This is a genomic window from Pantoea cypripedii (genome assembly GCF_002095535.1).
Classification (GTDB): domain Bacteria; phylum Pseudomonadota; class Gammaproteobacteria; order Enterobacterales; family Enterobacteriaceae; genus Pantoea; species Pantoea cypripedii.
Genome location: NZ_MLJI01000001.1, coordinates 1,072,622 through 1,089,801, shown reverse-complemented (window position 1 = coordinate 1,089,801; position 17,180 = coordinate 1,072,622). Strand labels below are relative to the sequence as shown.

Sequence of the window (17,180 nt, the reverse complement as noted above, 5' to 3'; positions counted from 1 at the left end):
TAATACATGGCTAAGTTTTTTATCGATCGCCCCATTTTTGCGTGGGTAATCGCCATCATCATCATGCTGGCAGGTGCGCTATCGATTATCAGTCTGCCGATCGAGCAATACCCCAATGTTGCTCCGCCAGCGATTGAGATCCAGGCTACCTACCCGGGTGCTGATGCGAAAACGCTGCAGGATTCGGTGACCCAGGTCATCGAGCAAAATATGAACGGTATCGACGGGCTGATGTATATGTCCTCGAGCAGTGACTCGTCCGGTACCCTCACCCTGACCATTACCTTCCAGTCCGGGACCGATGCGGATATCGCGCAGGTTCAGGTACAGAATAAATTGCAGCTGGCAATGCCGCTGCTGCCACAGGAAGTACAGCAACAGGGGATTCAGGTTAAAAAATCCTCCAGCAGCTTCCTGATGGTGGCCGGTTTCGTCAGTGACGATCCGAACATGACGCAGAACGATATCTCGGACTACGTCGCCTCGAATATCAAAGACCCGATCAGCCGTACCCCGGGTGTTGGTGATACTCAGGTGTTTGGTGCGCAGTATGCAATGCGTATCTGGCTGGACCCACACAAACTCAACAACTTCCAGCTGACGCCAGTGGATGTGATCAGCGCGCTTGGCACGCAGAACACCCAGGTGGCAGCCGGTCAGTTAGGTGGTACGCCACCGGTTCCGGGCCAGCAATTAAACGCTTCGATCATTGCGCAGACCCGTCTGACCTCGACCGAAGAGTTCGGCAATATCCTGCTGAAGGTGAACACCGACGGTTCCCAGGTGCGCCTGCGTGACGTCGCGAAGATCGAATTGGGTGGTGAAAACTACGACATCATCGCACGTTATAACGGCAAACCGGCCTCCGGTATCGGTATCAAGCTGGCAACCGGTGCCAACGCCCTGGACACCGCCGCTGCGGTAAAAGCCGAATTAGCGAAACTGCAACCTTTCTTCCCATCGGGAATGAAAGTGGTGTATCCGTATGACACCACACCGTTCGTTAAAATCTCCATCTTCGAAGTGGTGAAAACCCTGTTCGAAGCGATCGTGCTGGTGTTCCTGGTGATGTATCTGTTCCTGCAGAACTTCCGTGCCACGCTGATCCCGACCATTGCCGTACCGGTGGTGCTGCTGGGGACTTTTGCAATCATTGCCGCTTGTGGCTACTCGATAAACACGCTCACCATGTTCGGGATGGTGCTCGCCATCGGCCTGTTGGTGGATGACGCCATCGTGGTGGTAGAGAACGTTGAGCGTGTGATGGCAGAAGAAGGTCTGCCGCCGAAAGAGGCCACCAAACGTTCGATGGAGCAGATTCAGGGCGCACTGGTCGGTATCGCGCTGGTGCTCTCGGCGGTATTTATCCCGATGGCCTTCTTCGGCGGATCGACCGGGGTTATCTATCGCCAGTTCTCCATCACCATCGTTTCCGCTATGGCGTTGTCGGTGCTGGTGGCGTTGATTCTGACGCCAGCACTGTGCTCCACCATGCTGAAACCGGTTGAGAAAGGCAGCCACGGCAAAACCACCGGCTTCTTTGGCTGGTTTAACCGTATGTTTGATAAGAGCACCCATCACTACGTTGATAGCGTCGGCCATATCGTGCGCAGCACCGGCCGTTATCTGGTGCTTTACCTGCTCATCGTGATCGGTATGGCCTACCTGTTCCTGCGCTTACCCACCTCGTTCCTGCCGGAAGAGGACCAGGGGCTGCTGCTGGCTCAGGCGCAATTGCCAGCCGGTGCGACGCAGGAACGCACCCAGAAAGTGTTGGATCAGGTGACGGATTACTTCCTGACCAAAGAGAAAGACAGTGTGAACTCGGTATTCACCGTTAACGGCTTCGGTTTTGCCGGACGTGGACAGAACACCGGTATCGCCTTCGTCAGCCTCAAGCCGTGGGATGAGCGTGGCAGCGCAGACCTGAAAGTACCCGCGTTGGCAGGCCGTGCCATGCGTGCGCTCGGTGCCATCAAAGATGCGATGGTTATTCCGTTCAACCTGCCAGCGATTATCGAACTGGGTAACGCCACCGGTTTTGACTTTGAGCTGATCGACCAGGGGAACCTGGGTCATGAAAAACTGACTGAAGCGCGTAACCAGTTGTTCGGCATGATTGCACAGCACCCGGATACCCTGGTGGGTGTGCGTCCTAACGGTCTGGAAGATACGCCACAGTTCAAACTGATTATTGATCAGGAAAAAGCCTCAGCACTGGGTGTGTCGCTGTCTGACATCAACACCTCACTGGGTGCCGCCTGGGGTGGTTCTTACGTCAACGACTTCATCGACCGTGGTCGTGTGAAGAAGGTGTACGTGATGGGACAGGCGAATGCCCGTATGCTGCCGGATGACGTCAGCAAATGGTATGTGCGCAACAGCGCCGGTGAGATGGTGTCGTTCGGAGCCTTCTCCAGTGCGAAGTGGCAATATGGTTCGCCGCGTCTGGAGCGTTACAACGGTCTGCCATCGATGGAAATCCTCGGCCAGGCAGCACCAGGAAAAAGCTCAGGTGATGCGATGAACCTGATGGAGCAGCTGGCGTCGAAACTGCCAGCCGGTATCGGCTACGACTGGACCGGTATGTCCTACCAGGAACGTCTGTCCGGTAACCAGGCTCCGGCCCTCTACGCTATCTCGCTGATCGTGGTGTTCCTGTGTCTGGCAGCCTTGTATGAGAGCTGGTCAATTCCGTTCTCCGTCATGCTGGTGGTTCCGCTTGGTGTGGTTGGCGCATTGCTGTTCACCACCCTGCGCGGTCTGAGCAATGACGTCTACTTCGTGGTAGGTCTGTTGACCACCATAGGTTTGTCGGCGAAGAACGCCATCCTGATCGTTGAGTTCGCCAAGGATCTGATGGAGAAAGAAGGTAAAGGGTTGGTGGAATCAACGCTGGAGGCATCCCGTATGCGTCTGCGTCCGATTCTGATGACCTCACTGGCCTTCATCCTCGGCGTACTGCCACTGGCAATCAGTACCGGTGCCGGTTCGGGTGCACAGAACGCAGTAGGTACCGGCGTAATGGGCGGGATGGTTACCGCTACCGCGCTGGCGATCTTCTTCGTACCGGTGTTCTTCGTCGTGGTACGCCGTCGTTTCAGCAAGAATAAGAGCGAGCTGGAACAGGGCCATCCGGTCAACCACTAAGATTTTCTCTTCCTTAAAAGGCCGCTGATGCGGCCTTTTTTTATGTCCTCAGATAAAACCCGCGCGATAAATCGCGCCGCTACGAGTTGCATTGTCACGTGCTCAGGTTCATACTATTGTTATATTATAACATTACACAAGGCGAGAAATTATGAAACCTGATATCCATCCTCATTACCGTCCGGTGGTGTTCCACGACACCACGGCGAACGAATATTTCAAAGTGGGTTCCACCATCAAAACCGAACGCACCATCGAGTTCGAAGGTGAAGTGCTGCCCTACGTCACGCTTGATGTCTCTTCGAAATCACACGTGTATTACACCGGTAAACAGAAAGACTTTGCCAAAGAAGGCAGCGCTGCACGCTTCAACCAGCGTTTTGGCCGCTTCCTGGGCCGCAGTAAGGCATAACGGAGAATATCATGCAGGTATTGAGTTCATTGCGGTCAGCGAAGACCCGTCACAAAGATTGCAAAGTCGTGCGTCGTAAAGGTCGCATCTATGTGATCTGCAAAACCAATCCGCGCTTTAAAGCGGTACAGGGAAGGAAGAAGAAACGTTAGGATGTGTCGTGATAATTGGCCGGGGTAATCCCCGGCCTTTTTTATTACTTCATACTTTTCAGCATGACATTGACGTTATGTTTGAACGCCGCTTCATAGCTGGCAGCCGGACCATTGGCTTCCGACAGGGCTTCCGGATACAGCTCGCCCCCCGGTTTCGCACCCGTCGCGCTGGCAATCTGTTTCACCAGACGTGGGTCAGTCTGGTTCTCCATAAAGTAAGTATTGATGTGCTCGGCTTTGAGCTGTTTGATAATCGATGCCACATCACTGGCGCTGGCTTCCGCTTCGGTGGAGAAGCCCACGGGAGCCAGGAAGGACACGCCATAGCGCTGGCCAAAATAGCCAAACGCATCATGGCTGGTCAGTACCTTACGTTTGCTCTGCGGCACGGCAGCAAAAGACGTCTTCGCCCAGCTATCCAGTTTTTGTAATTGCTGGATATAGTTCTCACCCTGCTTGCGAATCGCTGCGGCATCTTCCGGATCCGCTTTGATCAAGGCATTCATGACGTTGGTGGCATAAATTACGCCATTTGCCATGCTGTTCCACGCGTGCGGATCGGTGATGGTTTTACCATCATCAACCATTTCACGCGTATTGATGCCTTGTGATGCCACCACCAGCGAACCTTTATAGCCCGAGGCGCTGACCAGACGATCCATCCAGCCTTCCAGGCCCAGACCGCTGACAAACACCACATCCGCCTGCGCCAGTGCCTGGCTGTCCTGCGGCGTCGGTTCGAAGGTGTGTGGGTCACCATTCGGCCCGACCAGCGACTTCACGTTAACGTGATCGCCACCAACCTGTTTAACGATGTCCGCCAGCACGGTAAAACTCGCCACCGCATCCACGGTTTTCGCCAGCGCCAGCGGGCTGATCAACATGGCACCCAACGCCAGGCTAATCGGTAACTTCTTCATACATATCCCCTTATTGGTTTCGTTATCGGCGGCGCAGTAAACCGCCACATGGTCCTGTCAAAATAGAAAGTAAAAAGAGTCCGGCGGCACTCAGCACCACTGCCGGTCCGGCTGGCAGCGAGTAGTGCCACGATAAAATCAGGCCGATCAGAGCGGCAATGACTGCCAGCAACATGGCGATGGCCAGCATGCAGGCGAGATGACGGCTCCAGAAACGGGCGCTGGCGGCAGGCAGCATCATTAATCCCACGGACATCAGCGTGCCCAGCACCTGGAATCCCGCCACCAGATTGAGTACCACCAGGGTGAGAAAAATGCCGTGTACTAACGGCGCACTCCACTTGCCCTGTGCACGCAGGAAATCGGGGTCAAAAGCATCGATGACTAAAGGGCGATAGATCAGGGCCAGCATCAGCAGGGTAAATGCAGCGATGCCCCCCACCAGCATGATGGCGGCGTTGTCCACTGCCAGCAGCGATCCAAACAGCACATGCAGCAGATCGACGCTGGAACCGCGCAGGGAAACCAGGGTGACACCCAGCGCCAGAGAACCAAGATAGAAACCGGCAAAGCTGGCATCTTCTTTCAACGGGGTGTAGCGACTGACCGCGCCGGAGAGCAATGCCACCGCCAGACCGGCGATCAAACCGCCGATCCCCATCGCCACCAGCGATAGCCCGGAAATGAGATAACCGATAGCCGCACCTGGCAGCACGGCGTGAGAAAGCGCGTCACCAATCAGGCTCATACGGCGCAGCGACAGGAAAACGCCCAGCGGCGTGGCACTCAGCGCCAGCGCCACACAGGCCACCAGCGCACGACGCATAAAGCCGAACTCAATAAAAGGTTGCAGCAGGGTCACGATGCCACCCTCCGCAACAACGGCGCATGGGCGGATTCGGGTTCATCGAGCGACAGCACATCCTGAAAATAACGTGCCACCAGCGGGCGATCGTGCAACACCACCAGCAACGTGGTGCCCGCCTGCTGCTGCTGTTCGAGGATCGACATCAGCAAGGTTACCGTCTGGCTGTCGATACCATTAAAAGGTTCATCCAGCAGCCACAGCTTGCTGCGTTGCAGCATCAGGCGCGCAAACAGTACCCGCTGCAACTGGCCGCCGGACAAGGTGGCAGGCTGGGCATCGGCGAAATCTCGCATCTGTACCGCATCCAGCGCCGCATCAATTTCTTTGCGTAAAGCACGGTTAATCGCACCGAACCAACCACAGCGTGGCCAGCATCCCATCGCCACCAGTTCATAAGCGGTGATCGGAAAACGCGTCTCCAGCTCGGTACGTTGTGGTAGCCAGCCGAGTTCTTTACGGGAAACCGCAAGATCGCAACGGCCTGCTATCGGGGCCAGCAAACCGGCGATAGTTTTTAATAAGGTGGATTTGCCGCTGCCGTTTGCGCCAATCAGCGCCGTCATACTGCCAGCAGGCAACTCGCCATTAATAGTCGGCGTAACGGTTTGTCCCTGATAACCGGCTTGCAGATGGTGAAACTGCATCATTTCTGCATACCCCAAACAATCGCCATCCCCAGCAGGGCCACCAGCAACAGGGCCACCAGCAAGCGTCCGCCCAGAGACAGAAGTAATCCACTATGATTCATACGACACAACCAAAATGTTATAACATAACAAATACACTATCAGATTATGCCTCAGGCTGCCGCGCAGGAAAGTGTTTCAAAAGTTAACCAGCACCGCCAACCGAAGGAGTCGCTGCGCGGCTTACATCCTTTTCGTCACCAACAGGTGCTGGAATCCATCACAACAATAGCTATTTCTGCTTAAGGCGTGCTTGCAATATCTGCATGAAACCCCAATGATATAAACATCATCTTTTTTACCGGATTAACGATGCAGGCCATTATTCATTGTGATATTGCTGAAGGTGAGGATGACTGCACTAAGTTGCAGGCAATAATTCAGGGGAATATTCTCAAAATAGCGGAAGCACTTGCAGGTGATTTGCAATGGTATTCACAAAATGCGCGATTAGTTCCCGAGAGTTTTCGCATTATATCCATTAGTCCTGGTCCTAATAATCGATTTAAAATGCTTTACGATTTCATGTGGAATTTATTTAGTCCCTGTCAGGATTTAAATGAAACCTTTACACGCCAGGAAGATGTTCTGTTTCATATCGTCCCCGGTGCGCTGGTGTTTGAAGTGATCGACAATACACGCCCTTCTCCTGCCGATGAATTGTAATATTTGGTAATGGAGGTGAGCAAAACTAATGATTGTGGATTATATTTAAGGAGTCGCTGAATTCATTTTATTCGTGATCGCTTCCAGGTAGCTTTTCCTAATCTCGCCGCGCTGCGGTAACTGTGCTAGCTATGGAGGGGAAAAAGATGGACGAATACTCACCGAAACGGCATGATATTGCCCAGCTTAAATTCCTGTGTGAGAACCTGTTTGACGAAAGTATGGCAACATTAACTGACAGTCATCATGGCTGGGTTAATGATCCAACTTCGGAAAGCAATTTACAGCTCAACGATTTGATTGAGCATATCGCGTCTTTCACGATGAATTACAAAATTAAGCATGTTGAAGATGAAGCACTGATAACGCAAATCGATGAATATCTTGACGATACCTTTATGTTGTTTAGCAGCTACGGAATCAATACTCAGGATCTTCAACGTTGGCAACGTTCAGCCCGACGCCTATTTAACCTGTTTGCCGAAGAGTGCGCTTTTCTACAGCAACCCAGCCATTCCTTTTAGCATCAGAGTGAGAACGACTTATTTATGAGCAACCAAGCCTTAACCAAAACCGATTATTTGATGCGACTGCGCCGCTGTCGCTCAATCGACACCCTTGAGCGGGTGATTGAGAAAAACAAGTATGAATTGTCCGATGACGAGTTAGCGGTATTCTATTCTGCTGCCGATCACCGCCTTGCAGAGCTGACGATGAATAAGCTCTACGATAAAGTGCCCGGTTCTGTCTGGAAGTTTGTCCGCTAAGTTTTCCCCTTCTCATCTACGGCCTGCCATAGCAACCGAATTTCAGGGATTGACCATGCCACTGGCAAAGGAGTGCCAGCATCACGCTATGGGTTGAATTATGGGGATTTTTCGGAAGACAGAAATGGTGGAGGCCCTGCCAGCTACATCCCGGCACACGCGTCGCCTGCTGCGGCTGCTTCCTTCCGGACCTGACCGAGTTCACAAGTTAGCATTGCGGGAGAACCAACAGGGCCCCCATTGACAAGCCCTCATTACGAGAGCGCTGGCATTATCAGGTAAGCCCCCGGCAATTGCAAGCAAACCCCGGATGACCGTTGGTTTCTTGAACAGCTATGCCTCCGGATGCTGCTTCATTCACCACGCTCATGCTAAAGTCTGGCCTTTACAGTGACTCAGGGTTGCCTCGATGAGCGAGCACGATAGCTTTCCACAGCGCGTATGGCAGATTATCGCCGCCATCCCGCCGGGTAAAGTGATGACTTATGGCGATGTCGCCCGCTTAGCAGGTTCGCCGCGTGCGGCACGTCAGGTGGGCGGCGTATTGAAACGTTTGCCGCCGGGTAGCCAGCTCCCCTGGCATCGCGTCCTTAACCGTCATGGTCGTATTTCGCTCCAGGGTGATGATTTGTTTCGCCAGCGTGACGCGCTGGAGGCCGAAGGTATTGAAGTGAGTGACGCCGGGGAAATCGAACTGGCGCGTTATCGCTGGGATCAGAATTGAATGAGCGGCTTTATCCTTAAAGCCGCTTTCGATGCTACATACTGGTTGGCGCAGGTACCGAAGAAGACGGCGTGATCTGCGTCGGTGAGGTCGAAGGTACGGTGGTCGCCGCACCTGGCTGCGTCGGCATCGCCATATTGGTGGTCGGTACCAGCAGCAGTTCCGCCTTCGTGCCCCCCTGATTAATCACAGGTTTCACGGTATCGGTGATAAACGCCAGTCTGCCATCGATGGCAATTGCCGCGCTTAACAAAATGCGTGCGTTCGGCTGGATGTCAGCCGGATTAAACGGCAGAACAAACTGGAACGGTGCCTGTTTGCCCTCGGTGCGTACCACATGCTGTGCCAGCACTCGGGATGGCGCATCGGATATCGAAGCATCCGACAGCGTTACCGTCAGGACTGCATCGGGTGGCAGTGCAATGCGCTGGCGAATATAAATGGTCCCACTCACATTCGGCTGCGCAATGGCCGCCTGCTGTCCTGCGACGCTTGCACCTAAGGTCGGTGTTGCTACCGGCTTGCTGTGGTCCGCGCACCCTGCGACCGCCACGGCCAGCGTCATACCGCTAATAATTTGCCAGAGTTTCATCGATGTCGTCTCCTTATGAACACTATGATTATCGGTGGTAAAAATAATGTGCAGCTTTTCAACCGCCGAATGTCATTAATTCTGGCACAAAAATCCGCGTTGCGCCTGAGACTGGTCTTAGATCGCTGAAACCACGGCAAAAAGATTGACGACAACTGGTCGGATCTTTCAAACTTGCCCGACCGGTATCACTGAGGAATCCGTTATGAGCCAGGCCCTGCACAACCTGCTTAATTTATTGAATCTGGAAAAACTGGAAGAGGGATTATTTCGCGGCCAGAGCGAAGACCTCGGCCTGCGACAGGTGTTTGGTGGCCAGGTCGTTGGTCAGGCCCTGTATGCGGCGAAACAGACAGTGCCGGAAGCACGTATCATTCATTCGTTTCACAGCTACTTCCTGCGCCCGGGCGATAGCCAGAAAGCCATCATCTATGATGTCGAAACCCTGCGTGATGGTAAGAGCTTCAGCGCACGCCGCGTCAGTGCGGTGCAAAATGGCCAGCCGATCTTCTATATGACGGCCTCATTTCAGGCTCCGGAAAGCGGTTTTGAGCATCAGAACGTGATGCCGCAGGTGCCGCCTCCGGATAACCTGCCATCGGAGCAAGATCTGGCACATAAGCTGGCAGCACATCTGCCCGGTAAGCTGCGGGAAAAATTCCTTGCCGAACGGCCACTGGATATTCGCCCGGTACAAATCCACAACCCGCTTAAAGGGCGCGTCGATGAGCCGGTACGCCAGGTATGGGTTCGCGCCAACGGGCAGTTGCCGCAGGACCGCCGGATTCATCAATACCTGCTCGGCTACGCTTCTGACCTCAATTTCCTGCCCGTCGCGTTGCAACCGCACGGCAAAGGTTTTCTCGAAGCGGATATGCAGGTAGCGACTATCGACCACTCGATGTGGTTCCACCGCCCATTCGATCTGTCGGAATGGCTGCTGTATAGCGTTGTCAGCACCTCGGCTTCGGGTGCGCGTGGCTTTGTACGCGGAGAATTCTTTACTCAGGATGGCCGGCTCGTGGCAACCACGGTGCAGGAAGGCGTGATGCGCCAGCGAGACGCATAAAAAAAGGGGCGATTTCTCGCCCCTTCTGCTTTTTATTATTTTAGCGCACTGCTCTTCTTAGCCTGGCTCTTACTGGTTGTAAGCGTTTTCGCCATGGCTGTTAACATCCAGACCTTCGCGTTCCTGATCTTCCGGAACACGCAGGCCAACAATCATATCGGCCAGTTTGAAGCCAATGAAGGCAACCACACCGGACCAGACGATGGTCACGCCAACGCTGAACAGCTGAATCCAAACCTGATGACCCATAGTCACGCCTTCGGCATAACCCACGCCACCCAGTGAAGAGGAAGCGAACACACCCGTCAGGATACAACCTACGATGCCACACACGCCGTGCACACCGAACACGTCACACGGGTCATCAACACGCAGCCATTTCTTCAGGGTAGTGACACCCCACAGGCCTGCGAGACCACCCACCAGACCGATAATCAGCGCACCGCCGACACCGACATAACCACACGCCGGGGTGATAGCAACCAGACCCGCGATGAAGCCTGAAGACGCACCCAGCAGAGAAGGCTTACCACGCAGCGCCCACTCACCGAAGGTCCATGACAGTACCGCACCCGCAGTGGCAATCACGGTGTTCAGGAACGCCAGGGCAGCGATTTCGTTCGCAGCAGAAGCAGAACCGGCGTTGAAACCGAACCAGCCCACATACAGGATCGCAGTACCGGTGAAGACCATCGGCAGGTTGTGCGGTTTGAATGCTTCTTTACCGAAGCCAGCACGTTTGCCCACCAGGTAAGCACCCACCAGACCAGCCACCGCGGCGTTAATATGCACCACAGTACCGCCTGCGAAGTCCAGCGCGCCATCGGTCGCCAGCAAGCCACCAGCCCAGACCATGTGCGCAATCGGCAGATAAGCCAGAGTCAGCCACACCGCAACGAAAATCAGCACCGCAGAGAAACGAATACGCTCAGCGATAGAACCGACAATCAGGCCCACGGTGATACAGGCGAAGGAAGCCTGGAACGCAACGTGGATGTACTGATAGAAGGTACCCATCAGCGCTTTCAGTTCGATGTTTTTCAGCATCGCCCACTGGAAGCTACCGAAGAAGGCGTTACCTTCGCTGAAGGCCAGTGAGTAACCGTAAATCATCCACAACACGCAGACCAGGGAGAAGGTTACCGCTACCTGAGTCAGCATTGACAACACGTTTTTACCGCGAATCAAACCGCCGTAAAACAGGGCAATACCAGGAATTGACATGAACAGCACCAGCGCGGTGCAGATCATCATAAACGCGTTATCGGCTTTATCCGCAACGGCAGGTGCTGCCGCCATGGCCAGAGACGGTAACAGCGCCAGGCTGGTCAGGCCCAACTTCGTCATCATTTTATTCATTTCTTTCCATCCCATCACAATCAAGGCCCAGTTACAGTGCTGCTTCGTCGGTCTCGCCAGTACGAATACGGATAACGCGCTGCAGTTCCGCGACGAAAATTTTACCGTCGCCAATTTTGCCGGTGTAAGCGGCTTTACTGATGACATCGACCACTTCATCCAGCTGATCATCAGCAATGGCGATATCAATTTTTACTTTTGGCAGGAAGTTCACGCTGTACTCGGCACCGCGATAAAGCTCTGCGTGACCTTTCTGGCGACCGAAACCCTTCACTTCGGTAACTGTCAGTCCCTGAATGCCAATAGAGGATAAGGCTTCACGCACGTCCTCCAGCTTAAATGGTTTGATTACCACGGTAACCAGCTTCATACGATCCCCTCCAGGTATTTAATGAGTAAGTCTTACCGGACACGCAGGGATATAAGCAAAGGGTGTGCCATAAATAAAAAAACCGCAGAGTCAGCGGATTAGCCGCGTGGCAGCACGCTTCGTTCTGTGATGGACAACACAAATGCAACAAGGAAAGGAAGAAAGGAGTGGAATATTTGCACTTCTTTGGTGCGGACAGCCTCAAAGAAGTGCATTTGTACAGAATAATCCGATAATGGCGCTCAAAAAAGGTGCAAGTCACCCTTCAATAGGTAAGGGAATGCCCGCCGCGAGTTCATCACCCGCCTGTTGCAGCTGATACATTTGCCAGTAACGGCCCTGCTGCGCCAGCAATTCGCTGTGCGTGCCTCGCTCGGCAACCTGACCACGGTGCAACACGAGGATCTGATCCGCTTCGGTAATGGTCGAAAGGCGATGCGCAATCACCACCAGTGTGCTGTGCTGGCGCAACGCGCGCAGCGCATGCTGGATGGCCTGTTCGGTGCCGGAATCGATATTGGCGGTGGCTTCATCGAGAATCAGAATCTGCGGCAGCGACACCAATACCCGCGCCAGTGCCAGCAACTGCTTCTGCCCGACTGACAGATTATTGCCCTGCTCGCCCAGCCGGGTATGGATGCCATCCGGCATCGAGCGTACCAGTGGCGCAAGTTGCACCGTTTCCAGCGCTTGCCATACCGCGTCTTCCGGGATATCGCGGCCAAGGCGGACATTGGCAAGCAGGGTATCGGCCAGCACCACCGGGTCCTGCTGCACCATGGCCACACCCTGGCGCAACGCCTGATGCGTCAGTTGTGGCAACGGCCGACCATCCAGTTCGATACTGCCGCGCGTGACCGGATAGTAGCCCATCAGCAGATTCGCCAGCGTGCTTTTGCCGCTGCCGGTGTGGCCCACCAGCGCGACAAAGCCACGCGCAGGCACATCCAGATCGATCCGGCTCAGCACATCACGATCGGCACGGTAAGCAAAACTGACATCACGCAACGCAATACGCCCGGACGCCAGCGGACGGTTGTCCGCGCCATAATTCTGCTGGACCGCATCCATCAGCTCAAAAATACGTTCGCCAGAGACCACTGCCTGTTGCAGCATGGATTGCTGCGTGGTGAGTTCAATCAAGGGTTCATTCAGACGCCCGAGATAGGTAATAAACGCATACAGCACACCAACTTCAAACACACCGGGCGTGGCAAAACTGAACAGCATCAGCAGGCCGCACAAAATCAGTGCAGAGAACAAACTCAGCAGCGGACGCAGCAGGAAACCATCAAGTCGCAGCGTCTCCATGCGTGCCAGATAGTGGTAGCGGCTGGCCTCCCCCATGCGTTCGCCAAAACGCGCCTGCTGGCGAAATTGCTGGATGACGCTCATGCCGTTAATCACTTCATTGAAGCCATTATTGATATCCGCCAGATAACTGCGTACCCGACGCGCAATGGGCGTGCTGTAACGCTGGTAAATCAGCATCACCACCAGAACCAGCGGGAAAATGGCAATCGCCACCAGCGCCATACGCCAGTCGAGAGCAAACATCGCCACCAGCATGGCACCAATCAATGCGGCACTGCGCAACACCGTTGCCACGACCGTGACATAAAGATCGCGGATGACCTCGGTATCGTTAGTGACGCGCGAGATAATCTGCCCCACCGGCTGGGTATCAAAGGCGCTGAGTGGCTGGCGCAACGCGGCATTCATCACATCAGAACGTAATTGCTGTACCACACCAATCGCGGCGCGGTTAAACAGCAATGCCTGAAAATAATGCAGCCCCGCAGCCAGCAGTTGCAGCAGAATAAAACCCACCACCAGCCCGGCGACAATTCCCCACGGCATCTGATGTTTCGCCACCAGATGATCGATAAAATAACTGACCAGCACTGGTCCGGTCACTTCGGCCACCGCTGCCAGCCACAGCATCCCCACCGCCAGCCATAATGATTTGCGCCAGGGTTTACCGTATGCAAGTAAACGTTTTAGCGTGGGCCACAGGCGTACAGATTTAGCCACGACTCGCTCCTTCGGTGATCTCATCCTCGTCCAGCGCCGCTTCCAGTTGCTGGTAACGGTACATATCGCGATACCAGCCGTTTTGTGCCGCCAGCTCATCGTGATCGCCCCGCTGCGCCACCATGCCCTGCTGCAACACCAGAATCTCGCTGGCTTCCGTCAGAGCCGACAGACGATGGGCGCTGATAATAAGAGTTCGCCCCTGGCCCCACTGTCGCAGGTTGTGCAGGATATCGTGTTCGGTGCGCCCATCCACGGCGGACAGCGCATCATCCAGAATCAGGATCTCGGCATTCAGCAACAGCGCACGCGCGATGGCAATCCTCTGCTTCTGTCCCCCCGACAACATGACACCACGTTCACCCACTTCGGTCTCATAACCCTGCGGTAAGCGCAGGATATCCTCGTGGACACAGGCCATTTTCGCCACGCGTTCAATCTCCTGCTGGCTGGCATTAGGTCGCCCCAGCGCGAGGTTATTGGCTACGGTGTCGGAGAACAGGAAAGGCGTCTGGCTGACCACCGCCAGGCGACTGCGCCAGCTATCAATACGCAGCTGCGGCAGCGGTGTGTTGTGATAGCGAATGTCGCCCTGCTCAAGGTCAAAGTGGCGCTGAATCAGACTCAATAGCGTACTTTTACCACAGCCGGTTGGCCCGCATAGTCCCAGCATCTGACCGGGCTTGAGCTGAAAATTGATATGGCTGAGCGCCGCACCGGCCGTAGCCGGATAGCGGAACTCGCGAATCGCCACCTGCAAATTCCCCGCTTCCGGCGGCAGGACGGTCTGGCCATCTTCAACCGCCGGTGCTTCTGCCAGCAGCGCGCGGATACGACCCCAGGCGGCGCTGCCGCGCTCGACAATATTGAACATCCACGCCAGCGCCAGCATCGGCCAAATCATCAGACCGAGATACATAACAAAGCTGGTGAGCTGTCCCAGCGTCAGGCTGCCGTGCCATACCATCCAGCTACCGCCACCAATCGCCAGCAGGTTTGAGAAACCAATAGCGATATAAATGGTGGGATCAAAACGCGCATCCACCCGCGCCACGCGCAGGTTTTTCTCACCGGTATCGCGTGCGATAGCAGCAAACTGCTGCGACTGATGATCTTCCAGACCAAAGGCTTTGATCATGCGAATGCTGGTCAGGCTTTCCTGAGTTTGATCGTTCAGGCTGGAGAACGCCGCCTGAGCGAGTTTGAAGCGATCATGCAGCTGGTTACCGTAACGATGGATAATCAGCGCCATAATCGGCATGGGCACCAGCGCCAGTAAGGTAAGCTGCCAGCTGATTTGCACGCTCATCACCACCAGCACCATGCAGCCCATCACCAGCGAATCCACCAATGTCAGCACCCCTTCCCCGGCGGCGAACACCACGCGATCGACATCGTTGGTGGCGCGGGCAATCAAATCACCGGTGCGGTGGCGCAGATAAAATGCCGGATGCTGGCGACTCAGCTGACGATAAAAATCCTCACGCAGTTTCACCGCCAATTGGTACGAGGCACCAAAAAGCAACACGCGCCAGACATAGCGCAGCAGATAGACGATAACGGCGGTAATCAGCATCACGCCGATCCACATCATCAGCCGTCCGGTGCTTAAGGTATGTTGGGTGACGCCATCGACAATCACCCCCACCAGATGCGGCGGCAGTAATTGCAAAAGCGCAATAATGATTAGCAACGTGACTGCGCCCAGATATCGCCGCCACTCACGCAGAAAATACCAACTTAACTGGCTGAATAATCGCACAAGACTGTCTCTTTCTTTACCCGTTCAGGGTGCCACCGGCAATGCGGTTGTGTATTTAATCTCTTCCATGGCGAAGCTGGAGGTCACATCAATCAGGCCCGGTACGCCATTCACCAGCCGCTTATAAAAACCATCATAACTTTTCATATCCGCCACCTGAATACGCAGCAGATAGTCGTATTCCCCGGCCATACGGTAGAACGCCATCACTTCCGGCATCTGCTGGACGACGCTGACAAATTGCTGGTACCAGTCACTGCTGTGTTGCTGGGTTTTGACAAACATAAACGCCGTCAGTGCCAGGCCGATTTTTTCCCCGTCCAGCAACGCAACGCGCGCACGAATAATGCCATCATCTTCCAGTTTTTTCAGGCGTTTCCAGCACGGCGTGGTGGTCAGATTGACCGCATCCGCCAGCGCCTGTAGCGACAGGGTGCAGTCCTGCTGCAATAATGCCAGCAGTTTACGGTCAGTTTTATCTAGCATTTGCCTCTCCGGGAGAAAAATTTTCTCTCATCGGGCCATTATACCCGGATTAAAGCAACCTCTTTTTCCTGCCAGTGCCTTAAACTGTGGCCATTCAATTTTGCGGAAACACAGCATGCAAACGCCCTGGATTCGTCACGCTATCAACGAAATTAACGCTGATTTTCAGCGTTCTGCCGATACACACCTGATTCGCTTTACGCTGGATGATTTCCCCGGCATTCGTTTCTATCTGAAAGATGAGAGCACCCATCCCAGCGGCAGCCTGAAGCACCGTCTGGCACGGTCGTTATTTCTGTATGGTCTGGCAAATGGCTGGATCCGCAAAGGAACGCCAATTATTGAAGCCTCCTCCGGCAGCACGGCGGTATCGGAAGCCTATTTTGCCCGTCTGCTGGGGCTGCCGTTTATCGCCGTGATGCCTGCCAGCACCGCCAAACGTAAAATTGAGCAGATCCGCTTTTATGGCGGCGAATGTCACTTCGTCAGCGATCCCTGCCAGCTTTACAGCGAATCAGAACGCCTGGCGCGTGAACTGAATGGCCATTTTATGGACCAGTTCACCTACGCCGAACGCGCTACGGACTGGCGGGGTAATAACAATATTGCCGAAAGTATTTTCCGCCAGATGGCGCATGAACCTTTCCCGGTGCCGCATACCTTGATCATGAGTGCTGGCACCGGCGGTACTTCCGCCACCCTGGGACGTTATATTCGCTATCAGGGTTTTGACACCCGGCTGCTGGTGGTCGATCCACAGTATTCCGTCTTTTTTGATTACTGGCATAGCCGTGATAACCAGCTGCGCAGCGAACGTGGCAGCATGGTTGAAGGCATTGGCCGCCCACGCGTTGAACCCTCGTTCATGCCGGATGTCATTGATGAAATGATGAAAGTGCCGGACGCCGCAACCATTGCAGCAATGCTGAAACTGGAGCAGATTTTAGGGCGTCGGCCGGGTGCGTCGACCGGCACTAACTTCTGGGGCATGATGCAGGTGGCGAAACGCATGCGCGAACAGGGTGAGCAAGGGTCACTGGTGACCATTTTATGCGACAGTGGCGAGCGTTATCCGGATACTTATTACGATGCGCAATGGGTGGCGGAGCACATTGGTGATATCACGCCGTGGGTGCGTGAACTGCAATAAAAAACCGGAC

18 protein-coding genes and 1 other RNA gene are annotated in these 17,180 nt (G+C 54.5%); 9 read left to right on the top strand and 10 right to left on the bottom strand.

The features are described from left to right. Positions 1–6: 6 nt before the first annotated feature. The 3 genes from HA50_RS04895 (at position 7) to ykgO (ending at position 3,714) form a co-directional block, all read left to right on the top strand. Positions 7–3,150 (top strand): multidrug efflux RND transporter permease subunit AcrB, encoded by a 3,144-nt coding sequence (locus HA50_RS04895; RefSeq protein ID WP_084873203.1) that lies wholly within the window; start codon positions 7–9, stop codon positions 3,148–3,150. A 151-nt stretch (positions 3,151–3,301) separates the two neighbouring features. Continuing rightward, positions 3,302–3,562 (top strand): type B 50S ribosomal protein L31, encoded by a 261-nt coding sequence (locus tag HA50_RS04890; RefSeq protein ID WP_084873200.1) that lies wholly within the window; start codon positions 3,302–3,304, stop codon positions 3,560–3,562. Between the two features lie 11 nt (positions 3,563–3,573). Then, the gene (gene ykgO, locus HA50_RS04885) at positions 3,574–3,714 is read left to right on the top strand and encodes a type B 50S ribosomal protein L36 (protein ID WP_008103894.1); all 141 of its coding nucleotides are present in this window, start codon (positions 3,574–3,576) and stop codon (positions 3,712–3,714) included. Between the two features lie 44 nt (positions 3,715–3,758). On the opposite strand, the gene HA50_RS04880 is transcribed toward ykgO, so the two are convergent. Genes HA50_RS04880 through HA50_RS04870 form a run of 3 tightly spaced genes read right to left on the bottom strand, consistent with a single transcriptional unit; the run spans position 3,759 to position 6,152 of the window. Next, a complete protein-coding gene (locus tag HA50_RS04880; RefSeq protein WP_084873198.1) occupies positions 3,759–4,637 on the bottom strand; it encodes a metal ABC transporter substrate-binding protein in 879 nt (292 codons plus the stop codon). Between the two features lie 22 nt (positions 4,638–4,659). Further along, positions 4,660–5,499: a metal ABC transporter permease gene (locus tag HA50_RS04875; RefSeq protein ID WP_084873195.1), complete on the bottom strand. Its 840-nt coding sequence runs from the start codon at positions 5,497–5,499 to the stop codon at positions 4,660–4,662. Continuing rightward, positions 5,496–6,152 (bottom strand): metal ABC transporter ATP-binding protein, encoded by a 657-nt coding sequence (locus tag HA50_RS04870; protein WP_084873193.1) that lies wholly within the window; start codon positions 6,150–6,152, stop codon positions 5,496–5,498. The genes HA50_RS04875 and HA50_RS04870 overlap by 4 nt, the downstream gene beginning before the upstream one ends. A gap of 351 nt (positions 6,153–6,503) precedes the next feature. Here HA50_RS04870 and HA50_RS04865 point away from each other — a divergent pair, with 351 nt between their 5' ends. From HA50_RS04865 to HA50_RS04855, 3 genes are all read left to right on the top strand, one after another. Beyond that, positions 6,504–6,857: a hypothetical protein gene (locus HA50_RS04865; RefSeq protein ID WP_084873191.1), complete on the top strand. Its 354-nt coding sequence runs from the start codon at positions 6,504–6,506 to the stop codon at positions 6,855–6,857. Between the two features lie 146 nt (positions 6,858–7,003). Further along, the gene (tomB, locus tag HA50_RS04860) at positions 7,004–7,381 is read left to right on the top strand and encodes an Hha toxicity modulator TomB (protein WP_021185827.1); all 378 of its coding nucleotides are present in this window, start codon (positions 7,004–7,006) and stop codon (positions 7,379–7,381) included. A gap of 24 nt (positions 7,382–7,405) precedes the next feature. Continuing rightward, on the top strand, positions 7,406–7,624 hold the full coding sequence (locus HA50_RS04855; protein ID WP_013508151.1) for an HHA domain-containing protein: 219 nt from the start codon (positions 7,406–7,408) through the stop codon (positions 7,622–7,624). Positions 7,625–7,758: 134 nt separating this feature from the next. Here the strand turns inward: HA50_RS04855 and ffs are convergent. Continuing rightward, positions 7,759–7,855: signal recognition particle sRNA small type (ffs, locus tag HA50_RS04850), an RNA gene on the bottom strand. 178 nt (positions 7,856–8,033) lie between these two features. On the opposite strand from ffs, the gene HA50_RS04845 reads away from it, so the two are divergent. After that, positions 8,034–8,348: an MGMT family protein gene (locus HA50_RS04845; protein WP_084873189.1), complete on the top strand. Its 315-nt coding sequence runs from the start codon at positions 8,034–8,036 to the stop codon at positions 8,346–8,348. A 34-nt stretch (positions 8,349–8,382) separates the two neighbouring features. Here HA50_RS04845 and HA50_RS04840 read toward each other — a convergent pair whose 3' ends face one another. Then, positions 8,383–8,940: a YbaY family lipoprotein gene (locus HA50_RS04840; protein WP_084873187.1), complete on the bottom strand. Its 558-nt coding sequence runs from the start codon at positions 8,938–8,940 to the stop codon at positions 8,383–8,385. Between the two features lie 205 nt (positions 8,941–9,145). On the opposite strand from HA50_RS04840, the gene tesB reads away from it, so the two are divergent. Next, the gene (gene tesB / locus HA50_RS04835) at positions 9,146–10,009 is read left to right on the top strand and encodes an acyl-CoA thioesterase II (RefSeq protein WP_084873185.1); all 864 of its coding nucleotides are present in this window, start codon (positions 9,146–9,148) and stop codon (positions 10,007–10,009) included. A gap of 69 nt (positions 10,010–10,078) precedes the next feature. On the opposite strand, the gene amtB is transcribed toward tesB, so the two are convergent. The 5 genes from amtB to HA50_RS04810 form a co-directional block, all read right to left on the bottom strand. After that, complete coding sequence (amtB, locus tag HA50_RS04830; protein ID WP_084873183.1) at positions 10,079–11,368, bottom strand: ammonium transporter AmtB; 1,290 nt, start codon at positions 11,366–11,368, stop codon at positions 10,079–10,081. A 31-nt stretch (positions 11,369–11,399) separates the two neighbouring features. After that, the gene (gene glnK / locus HA50_RS04825; RefSeq protein WP_007886947.1) at positions 11,400–11,738 is read right to left on the bottom strand and encodes a P-II family nitrogen regulator; all 339 of its coding nucleotides are present in this window, start codon (positions 11,736–11,738) and stop codon (positions 11,400–11,402) included. A 258-nt stretch (positions 11,739–11,996) separates the two neighbouring features. Next, positions 11,997–13,772 (bottom strand): SmdB family multidrug efflux ABC transporter permease/ATP-binding protein, encoded by a 1,776-nt coding sequence (locus tag HA50_RS04820; RefSeq protein WP_084873181.1) that lies wholly within the window; start codon positions 13,770–13,772, stop codon positions 11,997–11,999. After that, positions 13,765–15,534, bottom strand: coding sequence for a SmdA family multidrug ABC transporter permease/ATP-binding protein (locus tag HA50_RS04815; protein ID WP_084873179.1), 1,770 nt, complete (start codon positions 15,532–15,534; stop codon positions 13,765–13,767). Before HA50_RS04815 ends, HA50_RS04820 begins: the two co-directional genes overlap by 8 nt. Before the next feature lie 24 nt (positions 15,535–15,558). Beyond that, on the bottom strand, positions 15,559–16,020 hold the full coding sequence (locus HA50_RS04810) for an Lrp/AsnC family transcriptional regulator (protein WP_084873177.1): 462 nt from the start codon (positions 16,018–16,020) through the stop codon (positions 15,559–15,561). A 115-nt stretch (positions 16,021–16,135) separates the two neighbouring features. On the opposite strand from HA50_RS04810, the gene HA50_RS04805 reads away from it, so the two are divergent. After that, positions 16,136–17,170 carry a PLP-dependent cysteine synthase family protein gene (locus tag HA50_RS04805; RefSeq protein ID WP_084873175.1) on the top strand — a complete coding sequence of 345 codons (1,035 nt, stop codon included), beginning with the start codon at positions 16,136–16,138 and terminating at the stop codon, positions 17,168–17,170. Positions 17,171–17,180 lie beyond the last annotated feature (10 nt).

What these genes read in the sequence shown, in the direction of transcription:
- amtB (WP_084873183.1), bottom strand. Translation starts at nt 11,368, where the DNA reads ATGAATAAAATGATGACGAAGTTGGGCCTGACCAGCCTGGCGCTGTTA.
- tomB (WP_021185827.1), top strand. Translation starts at nt 7,004, where the DNA reads ATGGACGAATACTCACCGAAACGGCATGATATTGCCCAGCTTAAATTC.
- HA50_RS04870 (WP_084873193.1), bottom strand. Translation starts at nt 6,152, where the DNA reads ATGATGCAGTTTCACCATCTGCAAGCCGGTTATCAGGGACAAACCGTT.
- HA50_RS04865 (WP_084873191.1), top strand. Translation starts at nt 6,504, where the DNA reads ATGCAGGCCATTATTCATTGTGATATTGCTGAAGGTGAGGATGACTGC.
- HA50_RS04880 (WP_084873198.1), bottom strand. Translation starts at nt 4,637, where the DNA reads ATGAAGAAGTTACCGATTAGCCTGGCGTTGGGTGCCATGTTGATCAGC.
- HA50_RS04855 (WP_013508151.1), top strand. Translation starts at nt 7,406, where the DNA reads ATGAGCAACCAAGCCTTAACCAAAACCGATTATTTGATGCGACTGCGC.
- HA50_RS04840 (WP_084873187.1), bottom strand. Translation starts at nt 8,940, where the DNA reads ATGAAACTCTGGCAAATTATTAGCGGTATGACGCTGGCCGTGGCGGTC.
- glnK (WP_007886947.1), bottom strand. Translation starts at nt 11,738, where the DNA reads ATGAAGCTGGTTACCGTGGTAATCAAACCATTTAAGCTGGAGGACGTG.
- tesB (WP_084873185.1), top strand. Translation starts at nt 9,146, where the DNA reads ATGAGCCAGGCCCTGCACAACCTGCTTAATTTATTGAATCTGGAAAAA.
- HA50_RS04845 (WP_084873189.1), top strand. Translation starts at nt 8,034, where the DNA reads ATGAGCGAGCACGATAGCTTTCCACAGCGCGTATGGCAGATTATCGCC.
- HA50_RS04895 (WP_084873203.1), top strand. Translation starts at nt 7, where the DNA reads ATGGCTAAGTTTTTTATCGATCGCCCCATTTTTGCGTGGGTAATCGCC.
- ykgO (WP_008103894.1), top strand. Translation starts at nt 3,574, where the DNA reads ATGCAGGTATTGAGTTCATTGCGGTCAGCGAAGACCCGTCACAAAGAT.
- HA50_RS04805 (WP_084873175.1), top strand. Translation starts at nt 16,136, where the DNA reads ATGCAAACGCCCTGGATTCGTCACGCTATCAACGAAATTAACGCTGAT.
- HA50_RS04810 (WP_084873177.1), bottom strand. Translation starts at nt 16,020, where the DNA reads ATGCTAGATAAAACTGACCGTAAACTGCTGGCATTATTGCAGCAGGAC.
- HA50_RS04890 (WP_084873200.1), top strand. Translation starts at nt 3,302, where the DNA reads ATGAAACCTGATATCCATCCTCATTACCGTCCGGTGGTGTTCCACGAC.